The following is a 22833-nucleotide window of genomic DNA, read 5'->3' as shown; positions in this document are numbered from 1 at the left end:
GGGAATCGTCGGCGGGAACGGGGACGGCAGAGAGACCGCGGGCCGGGGCCGGTAAGCCACCTCGCCGCGCCGGCGGGCTCACCGTCATGCCGGAACCGGCTGCGCCAACGCGGTCGCGGTCAGGCGGACGCGGGCCTCCAGGCCGCCACCGGGAAGGCCGGCGAGCTCGACCGTGCCGCCGTGCGCCTGAGCGATGGAGCGGACGATGGACAGGCCGAGGCCGACGCCCTCGCCCTGCCGGGACAGCCGGCGGAAGGGTTCGAGGAGCCCCTGAACCTCGTGGCGCGGAACGACGGAGCCGGTGTTGCGGACCAGAAGCCCGCCCCCGGCCGACGTGGCCAACTCCAGCGTCCCGCCGGGCACGTTGTGACGTACGGCGTTCTGGACGAGGTTGGAGACGAGCTGGAGTAGCAGCACCGGATCGCCCGTCACCGGCATCGGCCGCAGGTCCAGAGCGGCCCGCAGACCGGCCTCCCTGATCGCCGGCTGCCACTGGCCGACCGCCTCGGCCGCCACCTGTGCCACGTCGACCGGTTCCTGCCGGTCCAGGCCCCGGTCGCTGGTGGCCAGGGTCAGCAGGCCCTCGATCAGCCGCTCGCTGCGCCGGTTGGCCTCCAGCAGCTCCTCCTGGACCCGCGGCAGGTCCTGCGGCCCGGCCCGGCCCAGCCGGATCTGGATCGCGGCCCGCTGCACGGCTAGGGGAGTACGCAGCTCATGGGAGGCGTTCGCCACGAATCGGCGCTGTGCCTCGAAGGCCGCGTGCAGCCGGTCCATCAGCGCGTCGAAGGTGTCCGCGAGGTCCTTGAGCTCGTCGTTGGGCCCCTCCAGCGCGATCCGCTCGTGCAGATTAGCCGCGGACAGCCGCTGCGCGGTGGCCGTGATGGTGTGCAGGGGGCGCAGTATCCGTCCCGCGATCCACCATCCCAGGGCCACCGAGACCAGCAGCATCACGACCAGGGCGAGCACGGACATCAGCATGAGCTGTTCGAGCGCGTCGCCGCGCACCCGTTCGGCCACCGCCGCCAGCTGGCTGGGGGTGAGCGTGGAGACCCCTCCCGTGGGCAGTTCGCTCTTCGGCACGACCGTCACGGTCGTGGCGCCGATCCGCGTACGGAACAGCAGGTTAGTCAGGCCGAGCAGCAGCAGGCCGGTGACGGAGAAGACCACGCTGTACAGGGCGGTCAGCCGCACCCGCACCGAGCCTCGGTGCCGGCTCGGGTTCACAGTCGGTACCGGCATCCTGGCCCCTCAGATCCGGTAGCCGCTGCCGGGCACGGTCTCGATCAACCACGGTTCGCCCAGTTTGGCGCGGAGCTTGCTCATGGTGATCCGTACCGCGCTGGTAAACGGGTCGGCGTTCTCGTCCCAGGCCCGTTCCAGCAGCTCCTCGGCGCTGACGACCGTGCCCTCGGCGACGAGGAGCACTTCGAGCACCGCGAACTCCTTGGGCGAGAGCCGCAGGTAACGGCCCTCCCGGAACGCCTGCCGGCGCGGCATGTCCAGGGTGACCCCGGCCCGCTCCAGCACCGGGGGCACCGCACGCGTGGCGCGTCGGAAGAGTGCCTGGACGCGGGCCACCAGCTCCGGATACTCGAACGGTTTGGAGAGGTAGTCGTCGGCGCCGACGGCGAGGCCCGCCACCAGGTCGCCGGTCTGCCCCGCCGCCGTCAGCATCAGGATGCGGGTACGGGCCGCGGAGGCGACGACCTGACGGCACACCTCGTCGCCATGCGTACCCGGCAGGTCGCGGTCCAGGACCAGTACGTCGTAGTCGTTGACGAAGAGGCGCTCCAGAGCCGCATCACCATCCAGGGCTACGTCGACGGCCATCCCGTACTGGCGCAACCCCTCCGCGACCAGGTCGGCGAGCATCGCCTCGTCCTCCGCCACCAGCACCCGCATCGACCCGTTCCCCTGTCCGCCGACGTCACCGATCACCGTTCTACCCGCTCCGTTGTTTCGCCACCGTATGCACGGTCGGAAACCGTGCCGCAACCCCGCCCCCCGTATATCTGTGGACGCACGCACGACAGGGCAAGGAAGGGATGGAACCGTGGCATTCAGGAGTGGGACGAACGCATCGGGGCGGGAGGCCGGACGGCTCCCCCGTGCCAGGGGCCGGGCCGCCCTCGCGGCCGCGGCCGCGGCCACGATGCTGGCGCTGACCTCATGCTCGGGCGACTCCGGTTCGCCGGGCGTCGCGAGCGCCGGCGACGACGACGCGAAGAAGGATGCGTCGGCCTCGGCCTCCCCCGGCGGCAGCCGACAGGACCAGCTGGTGGCCTTCGCCCGGTGCATGCGCGAGAACGGTGTCCAGATTCCCGACCCCGCCCCGGGCGAGGAGAACGTACAGCTCCCGGCGGGCACCAAGGGCGACACCAAGACGCAGACCGCGCTCACCGAATGCCAGAAGCTGCTCGGCGGCGGGGCGAAGGACGGCACCGACAGCACGGCGCAGGACCGCGCCGTCGCCCTCGCCGCGTGCCTGCGCCGCAAGGGCCTGGACGTCGCGGACCCCGAGCCCGGCAAGCCGCTCCAGCTGAGCGGGGCGGCGAACAGCCCCGAGGCGCGGGACGCGATCACCGCCTGTCGCACGCCCATCGGGGCGGGAACGGGCTCCGCCTCGCCCACGGCGGGTGGTGACCAATGAGCGACGACGTCGACCGGCTGCCGCACACCGGTGCCTTCGTACCCGGCCCCGCGGACCCGCCGGGTGCCACTGACCCCGACGACGGAGGGCGGCCTCCCCGCCGGCGCAGGCGCGGCGTGCTCCTCATGGCCCCCCTGACCCTCCTGGCGGCGGCCGGCGCGGGCGCGGCGATCCTGCTGCACGACAAGGACGGGCCGGCACCCGGCGCCGCCGCCACCCGTACCGCGACGACCACAGTGACCCGGACCGATCTCGTGCAGACGCAGCGGGTCGACGGCACGCTCGGGTACGACGGGCACTACACCGTCGCCGGCTCCGGCCGCGCGATCGTGACCTGGCTGCCCGACGTCGGCACCACCCTAGTGCGCGGCGACCGCGCCTACGCCGTCGGCGGGGTGGACGTGCCGTTGTTCTACGGCGGTACACCGCTGTACCGGGAGCTCTCCGTGGGCGTGCCCGACGGCCCCGACGTACGTGTCCTCAAGCGCAACCTCAAGAAGCTCGGCCACGGCGACCAGCTCGCCGACGACGAGCACTACTCGTCCGGGACCGCCGACGCCGTACGGGACTGGCAGGAGGATCTCGGCCACGAGGAGACCGGCACCGTGTCCCCCGGGGACGCGCTCGTCGAGCCGGGTCCCGTACGCGTGACGGAGACGCGTGGCATCATCGGCGCGCCGGCCGAGGGCGAGCTGCTGGCCCTCTCCGGTACGGAACGCGTCGTCACCGTCGCCATGCCGGTCGCCCAGCAGCAGCTGGCCCGCAAGGGAGCCGCCGTCCACGTCTGGCTGCCGGGCGGCACCACGACCAGCGGCAAGGTCACCGACGTCGGCACGGTGGCCGACGCGCCGGAAACGGACGGCCGGCAGGGCAGTACGGCCGACCGGGACGACGCCACCCGGAACGCCACGATCGCGGTCCGGGTGAGCCTCACCCGGCCCAAGGACGTCGGAAGCCTCGACGGCGCGCCCGTCTCCGTCGACTTCACGAGTGACCGCCGCGAGAACGTCCTTGCCGTCCCGATCCCGGCGCTGCTGGCGCTGGCCGAGGGCGGATACGCGGTCGAGACGCCGCAGGGCCGGCTCGTACGTGTCCGCCTCGGCGCGTTCGCCCAGGGCAAAGTCGAGGTGTCCGGCGACGGGGTCACCGAGGGCATGCAGGTGAAGGTGCCGCGCGCATGAGCAGACCCGGTGCGGCGCCATCGCGGGACAAGGCGCCACAGTCGTCCATCCGAGTGGCCAACGGGTCAGCGGGCGAAGCTCCGGTCATCAGACTGGAGAACGTCTCCAAGTCCTATCCGGGAGGAGTGCACGCGCTCCGGGGGGCGAGTCTCGACCTACGGGGCGGTGAACTCCTGGCCGTGGTCGGCCGTTCCGGGTCCGGGAAGTCGACCATGCTCCACCTGATGGGCACGCTGGACCGTCCGTCCACCGGCCGGGTGCTGCTGCGCGGCCACGACGTCGCCGGGCTGAACGACCGGCGTCTGTCGGCGGTGCGGGCGCGCTGGATCGGTTTCGTGTTCCAGCAGTTCTTCCTCTCCCCCGGGCGCAGCGCCGTCGACAACGTCGCCGAAGGACTGCTTTACCACGGCATCACCGCCCGCCGCCGGCGCGAACTGGCCGTGGCGGCGCTGCGCCAGGTGGGGCTGGGCCACCGCCTATGGCACCAGCCGCACGAGATGTCCGGCGGCGAGCGGCAACGGACGGCCATCGCCCGGGCCATCGCGATCCGCCCCGCCGTGATCCTGGCCGACGAGCCGACCGGCAACCTGGACTCGGCGGCGGGCCAGGGCATTCTCGCGCTCCTGCGCGACCTGAACGCACAGGGCACCACCATCGTCGTGATCACCCATGACTCCGCGCTGGCCGCGCAGCTGCCTCGCAGGGTCACGCTGCTGGACGGCGAGATCGTCGAGGACTCGGACGACCGCCCGGCCCCCCACCCGACCGAGGAGCCCGCCCGATGAGAGCATCCGAACTCCCCACCCCCTCACGCCTCCTGCCCGCGGACATCGTCCGCGTCGGCCTCGTCGGAATCCGAAGCCGGCCGACGCGTGCGGTGCTGTCCGCACTCGGCATCGCCATAGGAATCGCCGCGATGGTCGCCGTGCTCGGCATCAGCAACGCGGGGCAGGCCGACCTCACGAACCGGATCAGCCGCCTCGGCACCAATCTGCTGACGGTCTCGCCCGGACGCGACCTGTTCGGCCAGGACGCGCAGCTCCCGGCGGACGCGGTGGAGATGATCGGGCGGATCGGACCGGTCGAGTCCGTCACGGCCACCGCCCAGCTCTCCGGTGTCACCGTGCGCCGGACCGACCGCATCGACCCCCTGGCCGGCGGCGGGATCGGCGTGGCCGCCGCCAGGACCGATCTGCTGCCGACCGTCGGCGGTTCGATGGCGCGGGGAGAGTTCCTCAACGGGGCGACCGGCCGCTACCCGGCGGTCGTCCTCGGCTCGGTGGCCGCCGAACGGCTCGGGATTGACGGGACCGGGCAGCAGGTGTACATCGGGGAGCTGTGGTTCACGGTGACCGGGCTCCTCGCCCCCGTCGCACTCGCCCCGGAGATCGACAGGTCCGCGCTCATCGGCTGGGACGCCGCCCGCGACCTGTTCGCCTTCGACGGCCACCCGACGACGGTGTACGAACGCTCGGCCGACGAGTCCGTGGAAGCGGTACGCGGCGTGCTGGCAGCCACGGCCAACCCGCAGAACCCGCAGGACGTACGGGTGAGCCGCCCGTCCGACGCCCTGGAGGCCCAGCTGGCCGCCAAGTCGGCCTTCACGTCACTGTTCCTGGGCCTCGGCGCGGTGGCTTTGCTCGTCGGAGGTGTGGGCGTGGCCAACACGATGGTGATCTCGGTCCTGGAACGACGCCCAGAGATCGGCTTGCGCCGCTCTCTGGGGGCCGGGCGCGGCCAGATCCGCATCCAGTTCCTCGCCGAGTCCGTGGCCCTGTCCGGCTCGGGCGGCACGGTCGGCGTACTGCTGGGCGCGCTCATCACGGCGGGCTGGTCCCTCACCCAGGGTTGGCCCGTCGTCATGCCGGTGACCGTCCTGCTGGCGGGCGTCGGATCGGCGGCCCTGATCGGAACGGTCGCGGGCCTCTACCCGGCGACGCGCGCGGCCCGGCTGACACCTACGGAGGCGTTGAGCTCGGTGTGAGAGGCGCGGGGGCCGGTCCGGAGTCGGAACCGCACACGCCGTCCGTCACTTCGTTCAACCGAACACCGAGGCGGCGATCAGCCCGACGACCACGGCCGCACACACCAGGACGGCCGTCCCCGCCCGCACCGGCCCTTCCGCGAACGTGGCCGTGGCCGGGCCGTCATCGGTGTGGGCGCCGCCGCCTCCGCGCCACCCACCCCGGCCACTGCCGCGACTGCCGAACGGATCTCCAGGAGGCCGCTTCTGCGACGACGCGGCACCCCACACACGATCCCCGAAAGTCTCGACCAGCAGAGACACCGCAAGAACCGAGGCTCCCGAGGAGATCGGCTCACCGGGTTCGACAGCGAGCGCTACAGGACACGCAACACCGTCGAACGCACCATCAACCGCCTCAAGGGTTTCCGGGCCGTCGCCACCCGCTACGAGAAACGCGCCTCCATCTACCTCGGTACCGTCTCGCTCGCAGCCCTCGTCATCTGGGTCAGAACATGATCCGAGAAACAGTGCCTAGGCGTCCACGTCCTCGATGTAGCGGTGGGGGTTGGACGCGGGATTGGCGGGACCGTGGTCGCTGGGCAGCTCATGCAGGCAGCGGCGCACCGCCGGGTCCGCGGCAAGCGTCCAGAAGGGACCTGTGGGATCCTCGTCATGGACGCCTACGGCCACGGGCATGGCGGTGGTCAGGCCGGCCAGCGCGTCGAGGAGGTGCGCTTCGCGGCGACGGCTCGGCACCCGCAGCAGGACCGGGTAGCGGGGCCCGAACTCGGCGAGGCGGCTGTAGGCGCGCAGCTTCGCCAGTACGGTGGCCAGGGGTTCGGTGGCGTTGTCGTGTTCGAGGAAGAACCCAACGGTGTGGCCGTCGACGGACCAGATGCCGTGTCCGTCGGGCCGGACGCCGGCGATGGCGTAGGCGCCGGTGGCGTGTTGTTCCGACCACCACCGCCGCAGCTGCGCGCTGGGGTGGGTGCGGGTGTGCGCGATGAGGTCGATGAACATCTGGTTCGTGCCGAGCAGATGCCGCAGGTTGCGGCTGCCGACGATCCGCGCGACGCGGTCGAAGCTGGTGTGCGGGGTGCGGGCGTCGGGGTGGTCCGGGTCGTGGAAGGTGGTGGGGTGCACGAGCATGCCGAGCGGGCCGAGAGCGTAAAGGTGTTGCCGGCCGCCGGTGGTGACGTCCACGAATCGACTGAGGGCCTCGATCGTGTGCAGGGTCGCCAGACGAAGCCGGGCCGAGCGCTCGGACGGGAACAGGGCCTGGGTGATCTGACCGGCCGACAGCACATAGTGCTCGGCCAGCCAGGCCAAGAGTTGACGATCGCGCAGGGTGAGCCGGCGCAGATGATCGAGACGGTCACGCATGAGGGATGAGCGGGACACGAGGCATCTCCTAGGGGGAGTGGAAGGAATGAACCCTCCTGTGGGGAGGGTGTCGGGAACTGACAGCCACGACGAGGATCGGCACTGAGGCCTCGTGTCCTGCGGGGACCGTCCGCGTGACCGGACCGGACGTCGGCCTGACCCGGGGGCGGTGGTGAAGGGCAGCGGAAGCCGTAACGGAAGGGCACTCGGAAGCCCCACCCCTGCCGCTCCTGGCGGCAGGCCGTCTCGACGGGCGAGCCTGCCGCGACGGGGTGCGACTACCGTCGGCGGCCCCTGTTCGCCTTGTCCCCCCGCCGGGAGTACTGCTCGACCAGCTCGTCGATACCGCTCGTGTCCTGCGAGGGCACGCGGGCCGCCGCGACCTGTCGAATAGCGGTCGCCTCCCCGACGACGGGCTTCGGCGCGCGGGTGCGCATCGTGAACGCCGGGGTCTGCCGGCCGTCGACGACGAGGCGGGTGGCGGCGGTGTACGCGTCGAGATGGCTCAGGTCATGCTCATCGAGCTCTGGGAGGGTGTGGCGGGCGAGCACGCGGGCGTCCTCGGGCGCGCACGAGAAGTAGATCTTGTTGCGGGCGTTCGCGGACGCGGCCGCGAGGAGGTCCTTGGGGAACTGGGCGAGGTCCTGGTGGGACAACACGAGGGACAGCCGGTACTTCCGGGCCTCAGCGAGCATGGTGTCGAGGCTGTTGGCGAGGGTGAGGAAGTTCTGCGCCTCGTCGATGATCAGCGTGGCGTCGCGCCGCTTGTCCGGTGCGGTCTTCGCGCGGGCGGTGGCCGCTTGCCACACCTGCGCGAGGATCAGGGAGCCGAGAAGTTTGCTGGTGTCCTCGCCGAACTGACCCTTCGGGATCCGCACGAGGAGGGCTCCGCCGTCGAGGACGTCGCCCATGTCGAAGCTGGACTGGGGGTAGCGCATGGTGCGTTTGACGAAGTCGCGCAGCAGGAACGCCCGTAGGCGGGCCAGGACGGGTCCGATGACCTGAGAGCGCAGGGCCGGGTTGAGGTCGTCGTACCACTGCCAGAATCCGGCCAGGCCGGCCGGGTCGTCGAGGTCGACGGTCATCGCCGAGCGGAACTGCGCCGAGTTGAGCAGGGGTGGGATGTGCTGCAACGTGACGTTGGCGTGTCGCAGCAGAGTCAGGCAGGCCACCCGCATGACGTCGTCCATGCGGGGCCCCCAGGCCTTGGCGAAGATGTTCCCGAAGATCGACACGAGGTTGTCGACGACCAGGTCGGGGTCGTCGCCGGACAGCGGGTTGATCGTCGGCGGGTTGGGCTGGTCGGGGTCGAACAGGACCACCCGGTCGGCGACGGAGGCGGGGAGCCGGTCGAGGATGTCCAGCACCATGTCGCCGTGCGGGTCGATGACGACGGTGCCGCGACCGGTGGTGATGTCGTCGACGGCCATGTTGACCAGCAGTGTGGTCTTTCCGCTGCCGGTGGAGCCGACGACGTGCAGGTGGTAGCGGGCGTCGGGAACGGCCAGGGCGACGCCGTGGCCGCCGACTTGCGCGTCGCCGATCACCTTCGTGCCGCGCCCACCAGTGGGGACGGCGACCGGGGTGGGCATGGACTTCGCTCGGGCCCGGTCGAGGCCGGGCACGGCCAGGTCGCGGGGTAGGGCGGCGAGGGCGGCCAGCTCGGGGGTGCTGGTGAGGAACCCGGCGCCGAGGCGCCGCGCCGCGAGGACGGCGGCGGGGTGGGGCATGCGGGTGCGGTGGGTGAGGCGGTTGCGGCCGGAGTACACCGCGAAGGACGACGCCACTGTGCCGGCGATGCCACGCAGCCGCGGCCGCTGGTCGGTGCTCGTTCGGTGGTTGTTCTTGCCGATGGCGTAGCGCACGGCGGTTTCCCACAGGGGGTGGGCGGTCTTGTCGAGGATGGCCCGCACATCGCGTTCCACTCCTGGGTCCCGTCGGCCGGCGGCGGGTCGAACGGTGGGGGAGGTGCGGGCGGGCAGGAACAGGTCGATGAGCCAGAGAAGAGGGGCGACGGGGTTGATGGTGGGGATGGCGGTTGTGCCGTCGCGTAGCCGGGCCGCGGCGCGTCGGGCGCGAAGGGCGCGGCGAGACGCGGCGGGGCGGGCGAGGACCTGCACGCAGGCGTACTCGTCGGCGCGTAGCCCGGAGCCTGCGGACATCAGCGCCCGTAGCGGGTCGGTGTCGTGGTCGGTGTGCAGGGGGAGCCATTCGGCGGCGGTGGGCAGCTGGTGCCCGCCCACCGCCGCCGGCACGTCGATCGGTATCGGCGGTGGGGGTGTGGCATTGGTGGTGCAGGCGGCGCCTGGCCAGGCGGCACGGACCGCGGCCTCGACGGCGCCGGGTGCGATGGTGCCGGGCACCCATACGGAGATGAGCAGCCGCCGTCCGGCCCAGATGTACTGCCACACCACGTGCGGGCTGCCGTACAGCAGGCGCCTGCGTCGAGAAGGGGTGAGCGTGCCGGCGAGGTTCGCCCACAACGCTGCCGCGCTGTGGGGGTCGACCTCCGGTGGTGGGGCGATCGTGACGAGGCGGGCGCCGTCGGCGTGCCGGCGGTGCCGCCACAGGGCGAGCAGGTTGCGCCCGGCGACGAACACCACGAGGGCGGCGGCGGCCACGGTCAGCAGCCACGGCCGTTGTCCGGACCAGGCGGCGGCGTCGAGGAGCCAGCGGGTCAGCCCGGTCGGAGGTAACACAAAACCGGCGTCCGGCCCCGAAGGGCTGGGCGCCGGCTTGGGTGGAAGGACAACCGCGCTGGTGAAGTCGGACGCGGTCATAGGTCGTCTCCCTCGTCCAGGTCGGCGAGTTCACTCGGGCGTGTCGTGCACAGCTGGTGCTCGGTGTTAGAGGCGATGGCGTCGAAGCTGGTCCGGTTGGCACCGGAGATGAGTAGGCCGGTGCCGACGCGGGCCGCGAGCAGCAGTCGGCGTTCGCCGGCGGTGAGGCCGAACGCGTCGCCGACGGCGTCGATGGCCTGCGGGGCCTGCTTGAGCAGCACCTGCGTGGCGGCGTTCGCGACGACCGCGTGGCCGAGGTCGGTGCCGAGGATGTCGGCGACGTCCTGGGTGATGACGGTCAGGCCGGCGTGGCGCTTGCGGGCGGCCTTGGACATGCGGAACAGGAATCGGGCGCCCTCGCCGTCGCGCATCAGCAGCCACGCCTCGTCCACCACGACCAGCTGGCGGGTGGCCAGTTCGCTGGGGGCGTCGACCTGCCGCCAGATCGCGTCGAGGGCGAGGAGGGTGCCGACGGCGCGCAGCTCGTCGGGCAGGTGCCGCAACGACCACACCACCAAATGCCCGTCCGGGCGAGCGGTGCTGGGCCCGTCGAACAGGTCCGAGAACGACCCGTGCACCCACGGGGCCAGGCGGGCGGCAAGCTGGACGGCGGCGAGGTCGTCATCGGCGTGCAGGCGGTCGGCGAGGTCGCGCAGCAACGGTGCGGGTCGGTGATGAGTGGCGGGGTCGGCGGTGATGCCCGCCGCTCGGTAGACGCCGAGGATGGCTCGATCCAGGGCCGCCCGCTCCGCCGGCGGCGGTTGTTGGCCGAGCATCACCGCGATGAGGGTGTGCAGGAACAGACCGCGGCGAGTGAGGACGTCGGGGCGGGTGTCCCCGGCGGGCAGGTCGAACGGGTTGAGCTTCACCCCGGCCATACCCAGGCGCATGACGGTGCCGCCGACGGCGTCGGCGAGGCGCACATATTCGTCTTCGGGGTCGATGACGGCGACCCGCACCCGCTGATAGAGGTTGCGCAGGATCTCCAGCTTCACGAAGTACGACTTCCCGGCCCCGGAGCGGGCCAGGACGACGGAGTTGTGGTTCTCCTGCGCCCAGCGGTCCCACCAGACGATGCCGCCGGAGTCGGGGTTGACGCCGTAAAGGATGCCGCCCTCGGCGGGCGGGTCGCCGGGCAGCGGCGCGGGCAGGTCCGCCGACGCGAGGGGAAACGCCGCGGCGAGGGCTTGGGTATCCATGGTGCGGCGCACCCGCAGCGAGTCTGTGGCCAGGGGCAGGGTGGTGGTCCAGCCGGCGAGGTGCCGCCACGTCGCCGGCTGCACCTCGATCAGCGTCGACGCGGCGGCGGCTTTCACCTGCGCGCACGCGTGCAGGAGCTCGTCTTCGCTGCGGGCGTGCACGGTCAGGTACAGGCCGACGCGGAAGAGCTTCGCAACACCGCGGGCGAGGCGCTGGGCGAGGTCAGCGGCGTCGTCCGCGGCCGCGTCGACGGACGGGTCGGTCAGCTTGCCGGCCTCGGCGTCCGCGCGCCGCGACGACTCGAAACGGGCACGCTGGTTGCGCAACCGTGACGCCGCGACCGGGGTGGGCAGCGGGTCGATGTGCAGGGCCAGGTCGAGGCGGCCCGGCCAGGACAGCAGCGGTTCCAGCCAGGCCGGGCCGACCTCGGCCGGGTAGCCGGTGACGACGAGGGTCGCGGCGTAGCCGTCGCCGACGCGCAGCATCCGCGGGGTCACCTCGACCGAGGCGGGAACGACGGTAGCCGCCAGCGTGGAGGGCTGGCCGCCACCAGGGGTGGGTGTGCGGAAACGGGTGCAGACTTTCATCGGGATCGCTTCTTCCTGTCGGTGTGGATGTCCGGCCCCGGTGATGACGGTGTCGGGAGCGGCGAGGCCGCCGGGTCGGGGCGGGCGGTAGGGGTCGGCGGCGGCGGCGATCGCCGCCGTGACCGCCGCCCCGTCGAGGGCCCGGGTGCTCATGCCGAGGCCGGACAGGGCGCGGACGGTGTCGGTGGCGCGGCGGCGCGCGGCGTGCTCGCCCCGCTCGCCCGCGCCGGTGCGGGTGACGATGAGGACCTGCCGGCGCAGCGGATCCCTACCGGTGGCGAGGTCGTCGAGAAAGCGGGCGTGATCGGTCGCGGCGTCGGCCAGGGCCGGGTGCGTCAGGGCGTGCGCCGCGGTGGCGAGGGTGCGGGCGGCCGAGTGTAGGTCCACCGGCTGCGCCGACACGACGATCTGCGTCGGTGTGGACAGGCTGTTGAGCCAGCGGCCGAAGGTGTCGACCAGGGCGGCCTGCTCGTCGGGAGTGCGCAGGGCGAGGTTGACGTTGGTGGCGGCCACCATCGCCGCCCGTGTCCCGCCGAGGCGGATCTCCCCGCTGTCGTCGATGGCGTCTGCGGGCAGCTTCAGCGGCGCCGGCAGCATCACCGCTCTCTTCGGTGCCTGCACCCAGTCGGGGGTCTTCGACAGTGTGTCGGTGGTCGACAGTGCTCGAGGCGAGCGCCAGTGGCGAACGGCGGCGAGGAGCCACACGTCCAGGGAGAGCCCGTCACGGCGGCCGACCGCGACACCGACAACCAGCCCGCTGGCGACAACGGCGGCACCGACGAGCACCGGCACCGGAACGACCGTGTGCAGGCCTCGCCAGGCGCCGTAGAAGGCGAGGGCGGCGACGGCGAGGATCGCCAGCTGCCGGAATGTCAGGCCGTAGGCGACCTTGTCGGGGGCGTCGACGTCGGCGGGCATCCGCGTCCGGCCGGTGTCCGTGTGGTCGGTCATCGGCCTACCGCCCGAAGGCCGCGGCCGAGGCCGGGAACCGACCGGGTGACCTGCTGTACCAAGATCACCCGTGCCGCGGCGCCGACCATGCTCGTGCCACGGCCGCCGGAGGCGGAGACGAAGCGGCTCATCAACGCGGGCACCCGCAGGGTGGTCCACAGCATGACCATCACGATGAACAGGTTGATCACCCCGCCGGGGTCGACCGGCAGGCCGAGCACGGGCAGCAGATGGTCAGGATCGGTGAGCATCCACTGCCCGGCAAACAGGGTGAAGCCCTGCCCCACCGGCACCGCCAACACCCCGGCGTAGGAGCGCCACCACATCCGGGCGACCGGATCGGTCTGCGGCAGCGCGTGACACGCCAGCGCCAACGGCGCGAAAGCGGTCAGAACAATGACGACGGAGAAGCGGACGATCACACTGAACGCCGTACCGGCCAGCAGCACGGCGATGATCGCCACGCAGATCACGAACAGCAGCACCGCGGTCTTGTCCTGCCCTGCCGCAACATGCGTCTTGATCGCGCCCAGCGCGCCGTCGCTGTCCCCGTCGCCGGTGGTGAGAGCGGCGGTGAGGGCATTGGCGAGGTCGATCAGCATGCCGCACCACAGCTGGGAGAAGTGCGCGGCGACGAACCCCACAATCAGGCGGGGAAGAAGGTCTTTGATCGTGTAGCGGGAACCCTCGTCGCCGCCGGCGGTCATGGTGAGCACCCCGGCGGCGACGAACGCCAGGACGAAGACGGTATCCACGACGAGGACCGAACGACCGGTCAGGGCCTGCACCTGCGGCAGGGCGGTGACGTTCGGGGTGACCAGCAGCGCGCTGCTAATCACCCCAATCAGCGCGTCCAGAGTCGCGAGGATCGCCGCGGCGAGCCAGTCCAGGATCTGCTCAAGCATCCAGCCCATGAGTCAGCCCCCGACGATGCCTCGAACGACCTGCAACAGCACAGGTGCGAGGATGGCCAGCCCGTAGCCGACCAGGGCGTTCTTCAGCGCGCCCTTAGCCCTTTCGACCTGCGCCGGGTCACCTGCGGCCGTGGCCCAGTAAACGCCGGCCAGGACGAGGAACAGGGTGGCCACGGCGGCGAGGATGCCGACCAGCCACAGCCGCAGGTTCTCGATGACGACCGGCAGCGAGTTCGCCGCCAGCACAGCAACGCCGGCGTCGGCGTGAGCGGCGGTGGGCACCGATAGCGACAGCAGCACCGCACCGGCGACGGTGCCGACGCGGCCCGCGCGGCGGGCGGTACGGCAGTGGATGAGGGCACGAAGACGTGCCGGAATGCGGGACACGAGCGGTTTCACCTCCGGCCCCGCCCCCAGGCCCGGGGGTAGGGCGTCGTAACAACGGTTAGGCCGCCGCCGGGCGCGAGAGACAGGGACACGGTCGAGCCGCGACAGGCCCTCGGGAGGAGCACGTCCTCCCTGTCGGGTGTGGCGGTATCGGTGAGGTGTCAGCGCACCAGTCGGCGCGGCACCCGAGGCGTCCGGCTCACGGTCGGCCCCAACCTCGAGGCCCGGCGGCGGGCGGAAATCTCGGCACCGTCTTGCTGTGGCGCCGGGAATGTTCCGCACCCTCAAACCGGCGTTTGTCAGCTCCGGCGGACACGTTCGGAGCTGACATCGGTCTGGCAGTGCGAGGCCGCGTCCGGTTGTCCGGCTCAGCTGGCCCCGCTGGGTGGGCGCGTCGCACAGGGTGAAGACGCCGTCCGCCGGCTACCAGTTCAGGGCTAGCAACCTAGGACGCTCTACGCGTGGTGATCCACAACAAGCCGGGTGGTGGCGTCCCGCGCCAGACCCCGGCCAGGCCTTCAAGGGCCAGCATGCCTTTGACACCCAAGCGAACTCAGGCGTGCGGCTCCAGCAGCAATGTTGTCCCACAGCGTGCTGCTGCGGCCGGCAGCACCGACGCAGCAAAGGCGCGACAGCGAAAGCGGGGGTCCGACCGTCATAGTCGGACCCCCGCATCAGGATCGCCGCCCAGGTCAGGCAGCGGCGGCTGTCGGAGGCGCCGCCCGCCCCGCTCGGCTGACGACGCGGCCTGCGCGGGTCCGCGTACGGTGCACGGACTGCTTCCGCAGGTACGCGCGGGCCTCAGGGGACACGACGCCGGTGAGCAAACCTTTGCCCAAGGCGTCGGCGAGACGCTCATCAATCCCGGCTACTCGTTTGCGCAGTGCATCGACGGTAATGCCCAACCGCGCCGCGATGGGTTCAATCGACCGGCGTCCGAGCCGCAAGTCGATGTAGGCGTCGAGGTCGCAGTCCTCAAGCAGCCCGAGGCGAGCGGCACGTCGCACGAGCAGGTCGGGGTGCCCATAGGGGACGTGCGGGGTGCGAGGGCCAATCACGTGCTCAATGTCCTCGACCGGCACTGCGGTGCCGGTGGCACGCAGCAACTCGTGTCCGGCCCGCCAGGCGGCCATGCACAACGCCGCGTACGGGGCGGGCTTGGCCAGATCAACGCGGTCGCGCAAAGCGGTGAGGAAACCAGCCAACATCTCCGCGTCGAGGTCGGCGGCATCCCCGAACCAACCGGCGTGCAGCCGTCCTGCGTGGCGGCGCAGCGCGGGCATCGCCATCGCCACCGCCGCGATGACCCAGGACGGCCCGTCGAGGCGGGCGCGGCACACCAGGTCCCGCCACACCGCGTCCCGCGCGGCGTAGGCGCGGGGGTGGCGCAGCAGCCAGTCGCGCAGCGCCGGGAGTGTTATGACACCGCCCGGCAGTCTGCTGTCAGGTCCGAGGGTGTCCAGGTCGAGTGTCATCGGGGCGGGGCCGGTGGTCAGCGCCGCGAAGGCGGCGTCGACGGCGTCCAACGGTGAGTCGGGCCAGTCTGGCGTGGACACGGTCATGTCACACACTCCCAATCAGGGAAAGTCTTCGAGGTGCCGAGGCGGTGTCGCCCGGCGCGCGGGAGGCATCGATTGCGCCACGGCTACCTCACAGACCTCTGACAACCCATCTGGGCAAGCCCGACGACACCGTGTCCGCCCGCCGCTGCGCCGATCGTTGACGGCGACAGCCATCTGCGCCGACTCTGACAACGGTCTGACAAACCTGCTCTGACCTGCGCGTTGACACCGCCAGTCCGGGTAGTGACATCAGCCATGCCGGCGGCTCTGACAGCCAGGCCGCGCCCGCCAGGAGAAGTCTGACGGCGGTCTGGCAACCGCCGCCGGTGTCTGACAACCGGCGGTGTCGGACATTGCCAACCTGACGCGGCAACGTGTCTGTCACGGCTGCGGCCCACCACGATCTGACAGCGGCACGGCCCTGCCGCGCGACGTAGCAGCGCTGTCATGACGGCGTTCTGTGGCCGTGCCGGTCGTGAAATGCGGGCTCTGGCGCGACGGACTGGCAATGCGGTCCACCACCGATGTTGGCACCGGACTGACCGCAGTGGACGCGTGACGCACCGGCCCGGTGGCGCTGTCAGACCTCCGTCAGACAGAGGGCTGTCCGCCAGAGCCGACAAGAACCGGTTTGAGGGGTGTCAGCGCATCACGGCGCGGCGTGGAGCCCACACCAGATGAGCGAGCACCCGCCGCAGCACCACCCCGCCCCTGCCCAGCCTGTCGACCCGAACGAGGTCGACCCAACCCTGATCGACCTGGTCGCCGGCGACCCGCCGGTGCCGGTCACCGTGTGGCGCACCGCTCGCGGCCCGGCCGACACTGGCCGTAGCGTCGGCGCGCGACTGGCCTACAGGCTTGTCGCCGCCTACAGCCGCCCCGGCGACGCCGTCGTCGACGTCACTGTCGACCACGCCCTGACCGCCGTCTGCGCCACCGGGGCACGCCGGCACCACCCCGGCTGGTTCACCGAAGCGTCCAGCCTGATCATCGGACCGGCCACCCCGCCGGCCCGCCCCGACCCGACCGCCCCATCCGAGGACAGCAGCGCCGAACTGCCGGACATGCGCACGTGGTTCGGCGACGACCTCACCGACCCCGACCTGCCCACCGACGAGGCCACCACCCATCTCGGTGACGCGCCGCTGGCGGAAGCGACCAGCCTGGTCGTGGCCTGCTGGCCCCTCGACCCTGCCGACGCCACCAACCGGATCCGGCTGGCGTGGCTGCTGACCGCGTGCGCGCGACTGCTGCGCCCCAGCGGCTGCCTCGTCCTCGTCGTCACCGCCCCCAACGGGGGAATCGGACCCGAGGACTTCACCCCGGCGGCCACCGCCGCCGCGGCCGTCGGCCTGGGCTACCTGCAGCACATCGTCGCCGTCGCCGCCGACACCAGCGGCGACGCGTTCATCTACCACGTCACCGACGAGGAACTACTCACTCTCGCCCAGCAGAGCAGCCACCCGTGGGCGGTGGCACACCTGCGCGTGCACGCCGACCTGCTCGTCTTCAGCCCGGCACCACCACCCTCGGCGTCGCAGAGGCCGAGCCGTCGACAGGGCGGTGACCGCCGTGACTGAGCGCACCCCCTTCCCCAGCGACCCGGGCCAGCCAGCCGGGCGGAGGACAACCAGGGCCAGCATCGTGACCACGCCGGCCGCCACCGCGACACCGGCGGACGCCACCGCGTACCCGACGGGCCGGAGAACCTGTCGGTGTGGGCGACCGCGCAGCAGACCGGGCCGGTGCAGCGCCGCGGCCGGTACGTGCCCGAGTCGGTCAAGCACCCCGCCCGGATGCTCCCCGCGATCGCCGCGCACGCGGTGCGCGCCTACACCCGCCCCGGCGACCTGGTCCTCGACCCCATGTGCGGGATCGGCACCACCCTCGTCGAGGCCATCCACGCCGGCCGCGACGCCATCGGCGTCGAGTACGAACCACGCTGGTCGAACATCGCCGACGCCAACATCACCCACGCCCAGCACCAAGGCGCCACCAGCCGGGCCTCCGTGATCCGCGGCGACGCCACCCGCCTGCGGTCCCTGCTACCCGCCGCGCTCACCGGGCAGGTCGCCCTGGTCGTGACCTCGCCACCGTATGGCCCGACCGTGCACGGCCTCGTCCGACCCGGAGCCGACGGCGTGGCGAAATTCGACAACGCCTACAACGACGGCACCGACCGCGGCAACCTCGCCTACCGCGACCTCACCGGCCTCGCCGACGGCTTCGCGCACATCCTCACCGGCTGCGCGACCCTGCTGCGCCCCGGCGGCACCGTTGTCGTCACCGCCCGACCATGGCGCAAAAACGGCCAGCTCGTCGACCTGCCATCGGCGGTCATCGCCGCTGGCATGCGCGCCGGCCTGATCCCCACCGAGCGGTGCGTGGCGCTGCTCGCGGCAGTCCGCGACGGCCACCTCATCGCCCGCCCATCCTTCTTTCAGCTCCAGGCCGTACGCAAGGCCCGCGCCGGCGGCACCCCGCTACACCTGATCACACACGAGGACGTGCTGATCTTCCGCCGCCCCCACAACGACCACCCGGGCTCAGAAATCTCGAAGGACACCCACGGGGACGGGGTGGTCGCGTGACCGCACCCGCCCACCGCTACCTGAGTCTCGGGGCTGGAGTACAAAGCTCCTGCCTTCTGCTACTTGCCGTTCGCGGCGAGATCCCAATGTTCAACGCGGCGATCTTCGCCGACACGGGCTGGGAACCCGCAGCGGTCTACCGGCACCTGGACCGCCTGACCGGCATCGCCGAACAGGCCGGAATCGAGGTGGTGCGCGTCAGCGCCGGTGACATCCGAGCTGACGCGCTCGACCCACGCCACCGGTTCGCCTCCATGCCCCTGTTCACCCTCGGCCCCAACGGTGAGCGGGGGATGGCCCGCCGGCAGTGCACCTCCGAATACAAGATCAAACCCATCAAGGTCGAGGTGCGGCGCCGACTCGGCTACCCACACCCGAGGCGCGTCCCGAGAGGGGTCCGGGCAGAGGTCGCGATCGGGATCAGCCTGGACGAGATCGGTCGGGCCCGCGACTCCGACGTCGCCTACATGCACAACGTGCACCCGCTGCTCGACGTCGGCTGGCGACGCACCGACTGCCTACGCCTCCTGGCCGGGCACGGCCTCGCGGACACCCCGAAGTCATCGTGCGTGGGCTGCCCCTTCCACGACGACGGCTTCTGGTTCGCCCTACGCGAGCACAGCCCCCAGGAGTGGGCCGACGCCGTCGCCTTCGACCGGTCCATCCGCAACGGATCCGCCCGGGCCAACGCGGACGGACACCCCTTGCGCGGCCAATTCTTCCTGCACCGACAGCGAGTACCGCTCGACAAAGTACAGCTGCGCCCACGTTTTCAACCCACAGAAGCGCCTGGCTGTGGCCCCTGGTCCTGCCCACACGGCGAGCCGGTGACAGGCGACGCCGGGCACGGGGAGGTGACGTGAGCATTGCCCACACCACCACCCCCCGCATCGGATCGCTGTGCACCGGCTACGGCGGCCTCGACCTGGCCGTCGAGCTGGTGCTCGGCGGCCAGCTCACCTGGTACGCCGAAAACGACCGGCACGCCCGCACCGTCTGCGCCCACCACTGGCCCGGCGTGCCCAACCTCGGCGACATCCGCACCGTCGACTGGACCCGCGTCGAGCCCGTCGACGTCCTCACCGCCGGGTTCCCGTGCCAAGACATCTCCAACGCCGGCAAGCGCGCCGGCATCACCGGGACGCACTCCAGCCTGTGGAGTTCGATCGCCGACGCCGTTCGCGTCCTTCGACCGCCGCTCGTGTTCGTGGAGAACGTCGCCGCCCTCCTGCGGCGAGGATTCGACGTCGTCGAAGCCGACCTGGCCACGATCGGGTACGACACAAGCTGGCTATGCCTACGCGCGTCCGACATCGGCGCCGCCCACCGCCGCGACCGGCTGTTCCTGCTGGCCGCACCCACCCCACGACCCGGGGGAGGTGCGGACGCTGCCGACACCGTGCGCCCGTGACGGCAAAGGACCCGGCCACCAGCACGGCCTGCCCGACCTCATCGAACCGTCGGGCTCCACCCACGGCCTCCTACCCACCTCCACCGCAGAGCGCCTCGCTCGCACCGGTCAGCACGTGCACACACGCACCGACGCCGTACGGCTACTGCCCACCCCCAGGGCGAGCGACACCGGCACGCCCGGACGACGAGCGGGCTCCGGGTTCCGGCCCCCGCTGTCTCAAGTGCTGCTGCCCACCCCGCGGGCCACCGACGGCGAGAAGGGCTGCCCAGGGCAGCGCGGCTCGCACGGAGACCTCACCCTCCCCTCCGCGGCGGTACGGGTCCCGGCCCGGATCCTGCCCACCCCGCGCGCGTCCGACGGGCGCGGCCCCGGGCGCCACGGCGACGGCGGCGCGGACCTGCGCACCACCATCGCCGCACTCGGGCAACCCGACGAGCAACGGTGGGGCGGCTACGCCGACGCGGTCGCCCGCTGGGAGTTGCTGCTCGGCCGCCCCGCACCCGAACCCACGCAAACTGGCCGGCACGGCAAACCCGTCCTCGCGCCGCCGTTCGTGGAGTGGCTCATGGGCCTGCCCGAGCACTGGGTCACCGCCCCCACTCTCGGGCTGCCCCGCACCACCGCACTGCGGGTCCTCGGCAACGGCGTCGTCCCTGCCCAGGCGGCGACTGCCCTGCGACTTCTGCTCTGCCAGCACACCTAGCCACTGCCAAGCCCTGGTGGCTCGTCGCGGCGCATCCACACAGCGTCGGGACGAGCCACCACCCCGGTTCCAGCCGCCAGAACCTACGACGTTTGGGAGTCCACCGATGCCTGCCAACCTGCCCCGGGCTCGACGCCGACCACCGCCGGCCGCCCCCACCCTCGACCACCGCTCAGTTGGCCACGACGAGCAGGACCGGCGGCATTCGACGAGGCGCTGGGGCCCGCGATTGCCGATCTTGGGCAGTGGGAGACCCATGATCAGCGTGCTCGGAGCAACTCGCTGCACGACTCATTGCCGGTTGCGATGTGCCACGACCGCACGCAGGCGTTCTTGCGGCTGCTCGGTCGTGACGGCGAAACCGTGGGTCCCCTCATCCAGTACCTGCGCACCTCCGTTGTGACCACGGACGAGGCTGTGCTCGCCTCTACCGGCGGTCGGTACCGGGCAACGGCTGAACGGCCCGAGGCGATGTCGCCGGGCAGGCTGGCGTTCAAGTGGTTCCCTGAAGACGAAGCCGACTGCATACGGCGGGACTTCGTCCTTCTGGCTGGCATGGCCTGGAAAGCCTTGCAAGCGGTCACCTCACCCCACATCGAAACCGTCGCGGGCAGGCCAATGCCGCGGTACCGGGTTGGGGCGGCGGCGAAAGGATGGGCGCTCGATCGCCCGGGTCTTCAACTGCACGACTACGCGTTGCGTCTGAGGATCCGCCCGGGCATGCCACCGACCGTGCGCGGTGGCTCAGGGCATCGGTCCTGCTGAGTAACCAGACGCGGTCCGAGCGACGGCGATCGGGGTTCGCGAGGTCTGGATCGATGCCATCCTTGGGGAAGCTGCGGGGCATGTAGGCCTTGAGGACCACATCGTCTTCGGCTGTTGCGTTGGCTCTGTAGTCGACGGGTTGCCAGGCGCGGAGCAGCCATTGCTGGCCGCGCTTGTGCTGCGCGGCGGCACTACCGGAGCCCTACCCGGCTACCTCCCGACGCCGCACACCGGCGGCCCGGACATCGTTCAGCCGGCCGCCAGGCGATGACGCTGGTCTCGGTCGGCGAGCGCGGGTGGTCTGGGAAGACCAGGTCCAGGCTGACCCGCCAGAAGCATCCTGGCGTACCCCCAGATGTGGGGGCGTCAGCTGTCGTATCCCTGTGGTGGAGTGCGTGCCATGGGTGTGCTGTACGACTACTTCCGGGCCAAGGACGACGCTGCGGCTGTCGGGTTGATGACGGATTTCGAGGGCGGACCGTTCGCTGTCAGCCGCGCGGCGGCGTAGCTGTGGATGTGGTTGATTTGAAGGGCATCGAGCCGACGGTGACCCTCGGGAAGCTGGTGAGCTTCGTTCGACAGGTCGACTGGGATGTGAGCCTGGTCGACCTTGAGTTGTTGTGGAGCGGGGACGAGCAGGACGGGCCATGGCTGATGTCGCTCGACCGGGCCGCGCGGGACACCCTCGCCTCTATCAGCAACGCCCAGGTGCTGGAGTTGTCGGCGCAATGGGGGCGGATCGAGGAACTGGCGTGGAGTGGGCCACCGTCTGACGACGAGACGCTGCCTGTGATCCAAAAGGTTGCCGCCCGTGCTCAGCGCGCCCGGAATGCGGGCGAGGATCTGTACTGCTGGTGCTGCCTGTGACTTACAAGGAGGCGGTGCTGGCCCGGATAGGGGGAGCAGCCTGGGAGCAGCAGGGTGCCCTGAACGGCCTTGAACCGCGTACAACGGCGCCGAACAGCCCTCAACTGCACCCACCCTTACCCGCGTCTCCATGTTGCCGCAGGTCAGAGTGGGTGCGGCGTCCTGGTTCCCGCGGAGTGCCCTGCGGTTCTCGACTGCGATCGACATGCTTCCATGTCGCCTGGCAGGGAGTGTGCGTAGGTCAAGGAGGTAAGGAGTCGTTGGTTGGCCTGGCCTTGCAACTGGGAGCAGATTGGGTGCAGGTTGGCGAAGTGGTCACCGCGTCCGAAGTGCTCACCGACGCCGGGCTTAGACGAGTTCCCTGACCTGCTGTGATGCGCTCAAGCGTGCGGTGTGACCTTCCAGGGGATACCGAGGTGGTCAGGGCTCGCTGCTTGCAGCATTGCTCGTGGCCCCCGACAGGTGTGCGTACTGTCCATCCGAGAGCTCGATAAAGACGGTGACCGTCGTCAGTAGCGACCAGGACACCGGTGTCCGCGCCGAGTCGGAGGGCGTGCGGCGCGAGCGAGCGCATGACCACATTGCCCAGTCCGCGGCGCCGGTGTGCAGGTGCGGTTTCGACCTGGTCGACGATCCCGAACGCGTCGGCGGTCGTGAGCCTGCCGGACGCGGCGACCTGCCCCTCGGGGTCGAGAATGATAGCGGTGACAACATCGCCGGAGGTCTGAAGCCGTGCGGTGTACGGCGATGGAGGAGTTGTGTCGGAATCGGCCCGGTAGGTCGTCGTCGTGAGGTAGCCGGTGTCGGCCGGCTTCCACTGTGGCGGAAGAGCGGCGCCGGCGCCCACCTCACGAGGGTGCCCCCGCGCTGTGGCTCGGGGCTGACTGATGGCCGTCGGTCTGGTGATCAGCCCACTCGTCAGTCCACATTGC

General features: G+C 71.3%; 20 protein-coding genes and 2 pseudogenes. 12 read left to right on the top strand and 10 right to left on the bottom strand.

Annotated features, from left to right (window positions below; all coding sequences use genetic code 11):
- Window positions 1-84 precede the first annotated feature (84 nt).
- Together OG992_RS33085 and OG992_RS33080 are read right to left on the bottom strand one after the other, a co-directional pair.
- Entirely contained in the window at window positions 85-1239 is a 1155-nt protein-coding gene (locus OG992_RS33085) for a HAMP domain-containing sensor histidine kinase (RefSeq protein WP_266305433.1), read from the bottom strand.
- Between the two features lie 9 nt (window positions 1240-1248).
- Window positions 1249-1902 (bottom strand): response regulator transcription factor, encoded by a 654-nt coding sequence (locus OG992_RS33080; protein ID WP_266305432.1) that lies wholly within the window; start codon window positions 1900-1902, stop codon window positions 1249-1251.
- 151 nt (window positions 1903-2053) lie between these two features.
- Between OG992_RS33080 and OG992_RS33075 the strand changes: the two genes are divergently transcribed.
- The 5 genes from OG992_RS33075 to OG992_RS33960 all read left to right on the top strand — a co-directional run bounded on the left by OG992_RS33075 (window position 2054) and on the right by OG992_RS33960 (window position 6313).
- The gene (locus OG992_RS33075) at window positions 2054-2650 is read left to right on the top strand and encodes a hypothetical protein (protein WP_266305431.1); all 597 of its coding nucleotides are present in this window, start codon (window positions 2054-2056) and stop codon (window positions 2648-2650) included.
- The gene (locus tag OG992_RS33070; RefSeq protein WP_266305430.1) at window positions 2647-3831 is read left to right on the top strand and encodes a peptidoglycan-binding protein; all 1185 of its coding nucleotides are present in this window, start codon (window positions 2647-2649) and stop codon (window positions 3829-3831) included. The genes OG992_RS33075 and OG992_RS33070 overlap by 4 nt, the downstream gene beginning before the upstream one ends.
- Window positions 3828-4616, top strand: coding sequence for an ABC transporter ATP-binding protein (locus OG992_RS33065; RefSeq protein WP_266305429.1), 789 nt, complete (start codon window positions 3828-3830; stop codon window positions 4614-4616). The genes OG992_RS33070 and OG992_RS33065 overlap by 4 nt, the downstream gene beginning before the upstream one ends.
- Window positions 4613-5815, top strand: a complete 1203-nt coding sequence (locus tag OG992_RS33060) for an ABC transporter permease (RefSeq protein WP_266305428.1) — start codon at window positions 4613-4615, stop codon at window positions 5813-5815. The genes OG992_RS33065 and OG992_RS33060 overlap by 4 nt, the downstream gene beginning before the upstream one ends.
- A 171-nt stretch (window positions 5816-5986) precedes the next feature.
- Window positions 5987-6313, top strand: a complete 327-nt coding sequence (locus OG992_RS33960; protein WP_353962161.1) for a transposase — start codon at window positions 5987-5989, stop codon at window positions 6311-6313.
- Window positions 6314-6328: 15 nt separating this feature from the next.
- On the opposite strand, the gene OG992_RS33055 is transcribed toward OG992_RS33960, so the two are convergent.
- From OG992_RS33055 to OG992_RS33025, 7 genes and pseudogenes are all read right to left on the bottom strand, one after another.
- Entirely contained in the window at window positions 6329-7180 is an 852-nt protein-coding gene (locus OG992_RS33055) for a replication-relaxation family protein (RefSeq protein ID WP_266305534.1), read from the bottom strand.
- A gap of 278 nt (window positions 7181-7458) precedes the next feature.
- Complete coding sequence (locus tag OG992_RS33050; protein ID WP_266305427.1) at window positions 7459-9960, bottom strand: DUF87 domain-containing protein; 2502 nt, start codon at window positions 9958-9960, stop codon at window positions 7459-7461.
- Window positions 9957-11747: a VirB4 family type IV secretion system protein gene (locus tag OG992_RS33045; RefSeq protein ID WP_266305533.1), complete on the bottom strand. Its 1791-nt coding sequence runs from the start codon at window positions 11745-11747 to the stop codon at window positions 9957-9959. The genes OG992_RS33050 and OG992_RS33045 overlap by 4 nt, the downstream gene beginning before the upstream one ends.
- A 39-nt stretch (window positions 11748-11786) precedes the next feature.
- A pseudogene (locus tag OG992_RS33040) lies at window positions 11787-12698 on the bottom strand (PrgI family protein); the annotation flags it as partial.
- Window positions 12695-13612, bottom strand: a complete 918-nt coding sequence (locus tag OG992_RS33035; RefSeq protein WP_266305426.1) for a hypothetical protein — start codon at window positions 13610-13612, stop codon at window positions 12695-12697. The pseudogene OG992_RS33040 and the gene OG992_RS33035, both read right to left, overlap by 4 nt.
- Window positions 13613-13615: 3 nt before the next feature.
- Window positions 13616-13966 carry a pilin gene (locus OG992_RS33030; protein WP_266305532.1) on the bottom strand — a complete coding sequence of 117 codons (351 nt, stop codon included), beginning with the start codon at window positions 13964-13966 and terminating at the stop codon, window positions 13616-13618.
- A 725-nt stretch (window positions 13967-14691) separates the two neighbouring features.
- Window positions 14692-15561 (bottom strand): hypothetical protein, encoded by an 870-nt coding sequence (locus tag OG992_RS33025; RefSeq protein WP_266305425.1) that lies wholly within the window; start codon window positions 15559-15561, stop codon window positions 14692-14694.
- Window positions 15562-16238: 677 nt separating this feature from the next.
- Here OG992_RS33025 and OG992_RS33020 point away from each other — a divergent pair.
- The 7 genes and pseudogenes from OG992_RS33020 to OG992_RS32990 all read left to right on the top strand — a co-directional run bounded on the left by OG992_RS33020 (window position 16239) and on the right by OG992_RS32990 (window position 21901).
- Entirely contained in the window at window positions 16239-17141 is a 903-nt protein-coding gene (locus OG992_RS33020) for a hypothetical protein (protein WP_266305424.1), read from the top strand.
- 117 nt (window positions 17142-17258) lie between these two features.
- Window positions 17259-18152, top strand: a pseudogene (locus tag OG992_RS33015) (TRM11 family methyltransferase); the annotation flags it as partial.
- Window positions 18149-19015: a hypothetical protein gene (locus OG992_RS33010; RefSeq protein WP_323182019.1), complete on the top strand. Its 867-nt coding sequence runs from the start codon at window positions 18149-18151 to the stop codon at window positions 19013-19015. The pseudogene OG992_RS33015 and the gene OG992_RS33010, both read left to right, overlap by 4 nt.
- Window positions 19012-19563 (top strand): DNA cytosine methyltransferase, encoded by a 552-nt coding sequence (locus tag OG992_RS33005; RefSeq protein WP_266305422.1) that lies wholly within the window; start codon window positions 19012-19014, stop codon window positions 19561-19563. The genes OG992_RS33010 and OG992_RS33005 overlap by 4 nt, the downstream gene beginning before the upstream one ends.
- 115 nt (window positions 19564-19678) lie before the next feature.
- On the top strand, window positions 19679-20269 hold the full coding sequence (locus tag OG992_RS33000) for a hypothetical protein (protein ID WP_266305421.1): 591 nt from the start codon (window positions 19679-19681) through the stop codon (window positions 20267-20269).
- 333 nt (window positions 20270-20602) lie between these two features.
- Window positions 20603-21034 carry a hypothetical protein gene (locus OG992_RS32995; protein WP_266305420.1) on the top strand — a complete coding sequence of 144 codons (432 nt, stop codon included), beginning with the start codon at window positions 20603-20605 and terminating at the stop codon, window positions 21032-21034.
- Between the two features lie 510 nt (window positions 21035-21544).
- On the top strand, window positions 21545-21901 hold the full coding sequence (locus tag OG992_RS32990; RefSeq protein WP_266305419.1) for a hypothetical protein: 357 nt from the start codon (window positions 21545-21547) through the stop codon (window positions 21899-21901).
- A 241-nt stretch (window positions 21902-22142) separates the two neighbouring features.
- On the opposite strand, the gene OG992_RS33955 is transcribed toward OG992_RS32990, so the two are convergent.
- The gene (locus OG992_RS33955) at window positions 22143-22748 is read right to left on the bottom strand and encodes a GNAT family N-acetyltransferase (RefSeq protein ID WP_353962160.1); all 606 of its coding nucleotides are present in this window, start codon (window positions 22746-22748) and stop codon (window positions 22143-22145) included.
- Between the last annotated feature and the right edge of the window lie 85 nt (window positions 22749-22833).

Source organism: Micromonospora sp. NBC_00362, assembly GCF_026342155.1.
In the GTDB taxonomy this organism is placed as follows: domain Bacteria; phylum Actinomycetota; class Actinomycetes; order Mycobacteriales; family Micromonosporaceae; genus Micromonospora; species Micromonospora hortensis.
This window is presented reverse-complemented; position numbering and strand designations above follow the sequence as displayed.

Coding starts and splice junctions, on each gene's coding strand:
- OG992_RS33085 (WP_266305433.1), bottom strand. CDS start 1,239: ATGCCGGTACCGACTGTGAACCCGAGCCGGCACCGAGGCTCGGTGCGG.
- OG992_RS33080 (WP_266305432.1), bottom strand. CDS start 1,902: ATGCGGGTGCTGGTGGCGGAGGACGAGGCGATGCTCGCCGACCTGGTC.
- OG992_RS33070 (WP_266305430.1), top strand. CDS start 2,647: ATGAGCGACGACGTCGACCGGCTGCCGCACACCGGTGCCTTCGTACCC.
- OG992_RS33065 (WP_266305429.1), top strand. CDS start 3,828: ATGAGCAGACCCGGTGCGGCGCCATCGCGGGACAAGGCGCCACAGTCG.
- OG992_RS33060 (WP_266305428.1), top strand. CDS start 4,613: ATGAGAGCATCCGAACTCCCCACCCCCTCACGCCTCCTGCCCGCGGAC.
- OG992_RS33055 (WP_266305534.1), bottom strand. CDS start 7,180: ATGCGTGACCGTCTCGATCATCTGCGCCGGCTCACCCTGCGCGATCGT.
- OG992_RS33050 (WP_266305427.1), bottom strand. CDS start 9,960: ATGACCGCGTCCGACTTCACCAGCGCGGTTGTCCTTCCACCCAAGCCG.
- OG992_RS33045 (WP_266305533.1), bottom strand. CDS start 11,747: ATGAAAGTCTGCACCCGTTTCCGCACACCCACCCCTGGTGGCGGCCAG.
- OG992_RS33035 (WP_266305426.1), bottom strand. CDS start 13,612: ATGGGCTGGATGCTTGAGCAGATCCTGGACTGGCTCGCCGCGGCGATC.
- OG992_RS33025 (WP_266305425.1), bottom strand. CDS start 15,561: ATGACCGTGTCCACGCCAGACTGGCCCGACTCACCGTTGGACGCCGTC.
- OG992_RS33020 (WP_266305424.1), top strand. CDS start 16,239: ATGAGCGAGCACCCGCCGCAGCACCACCCCGCCCCTGCCCAGCCTGTC.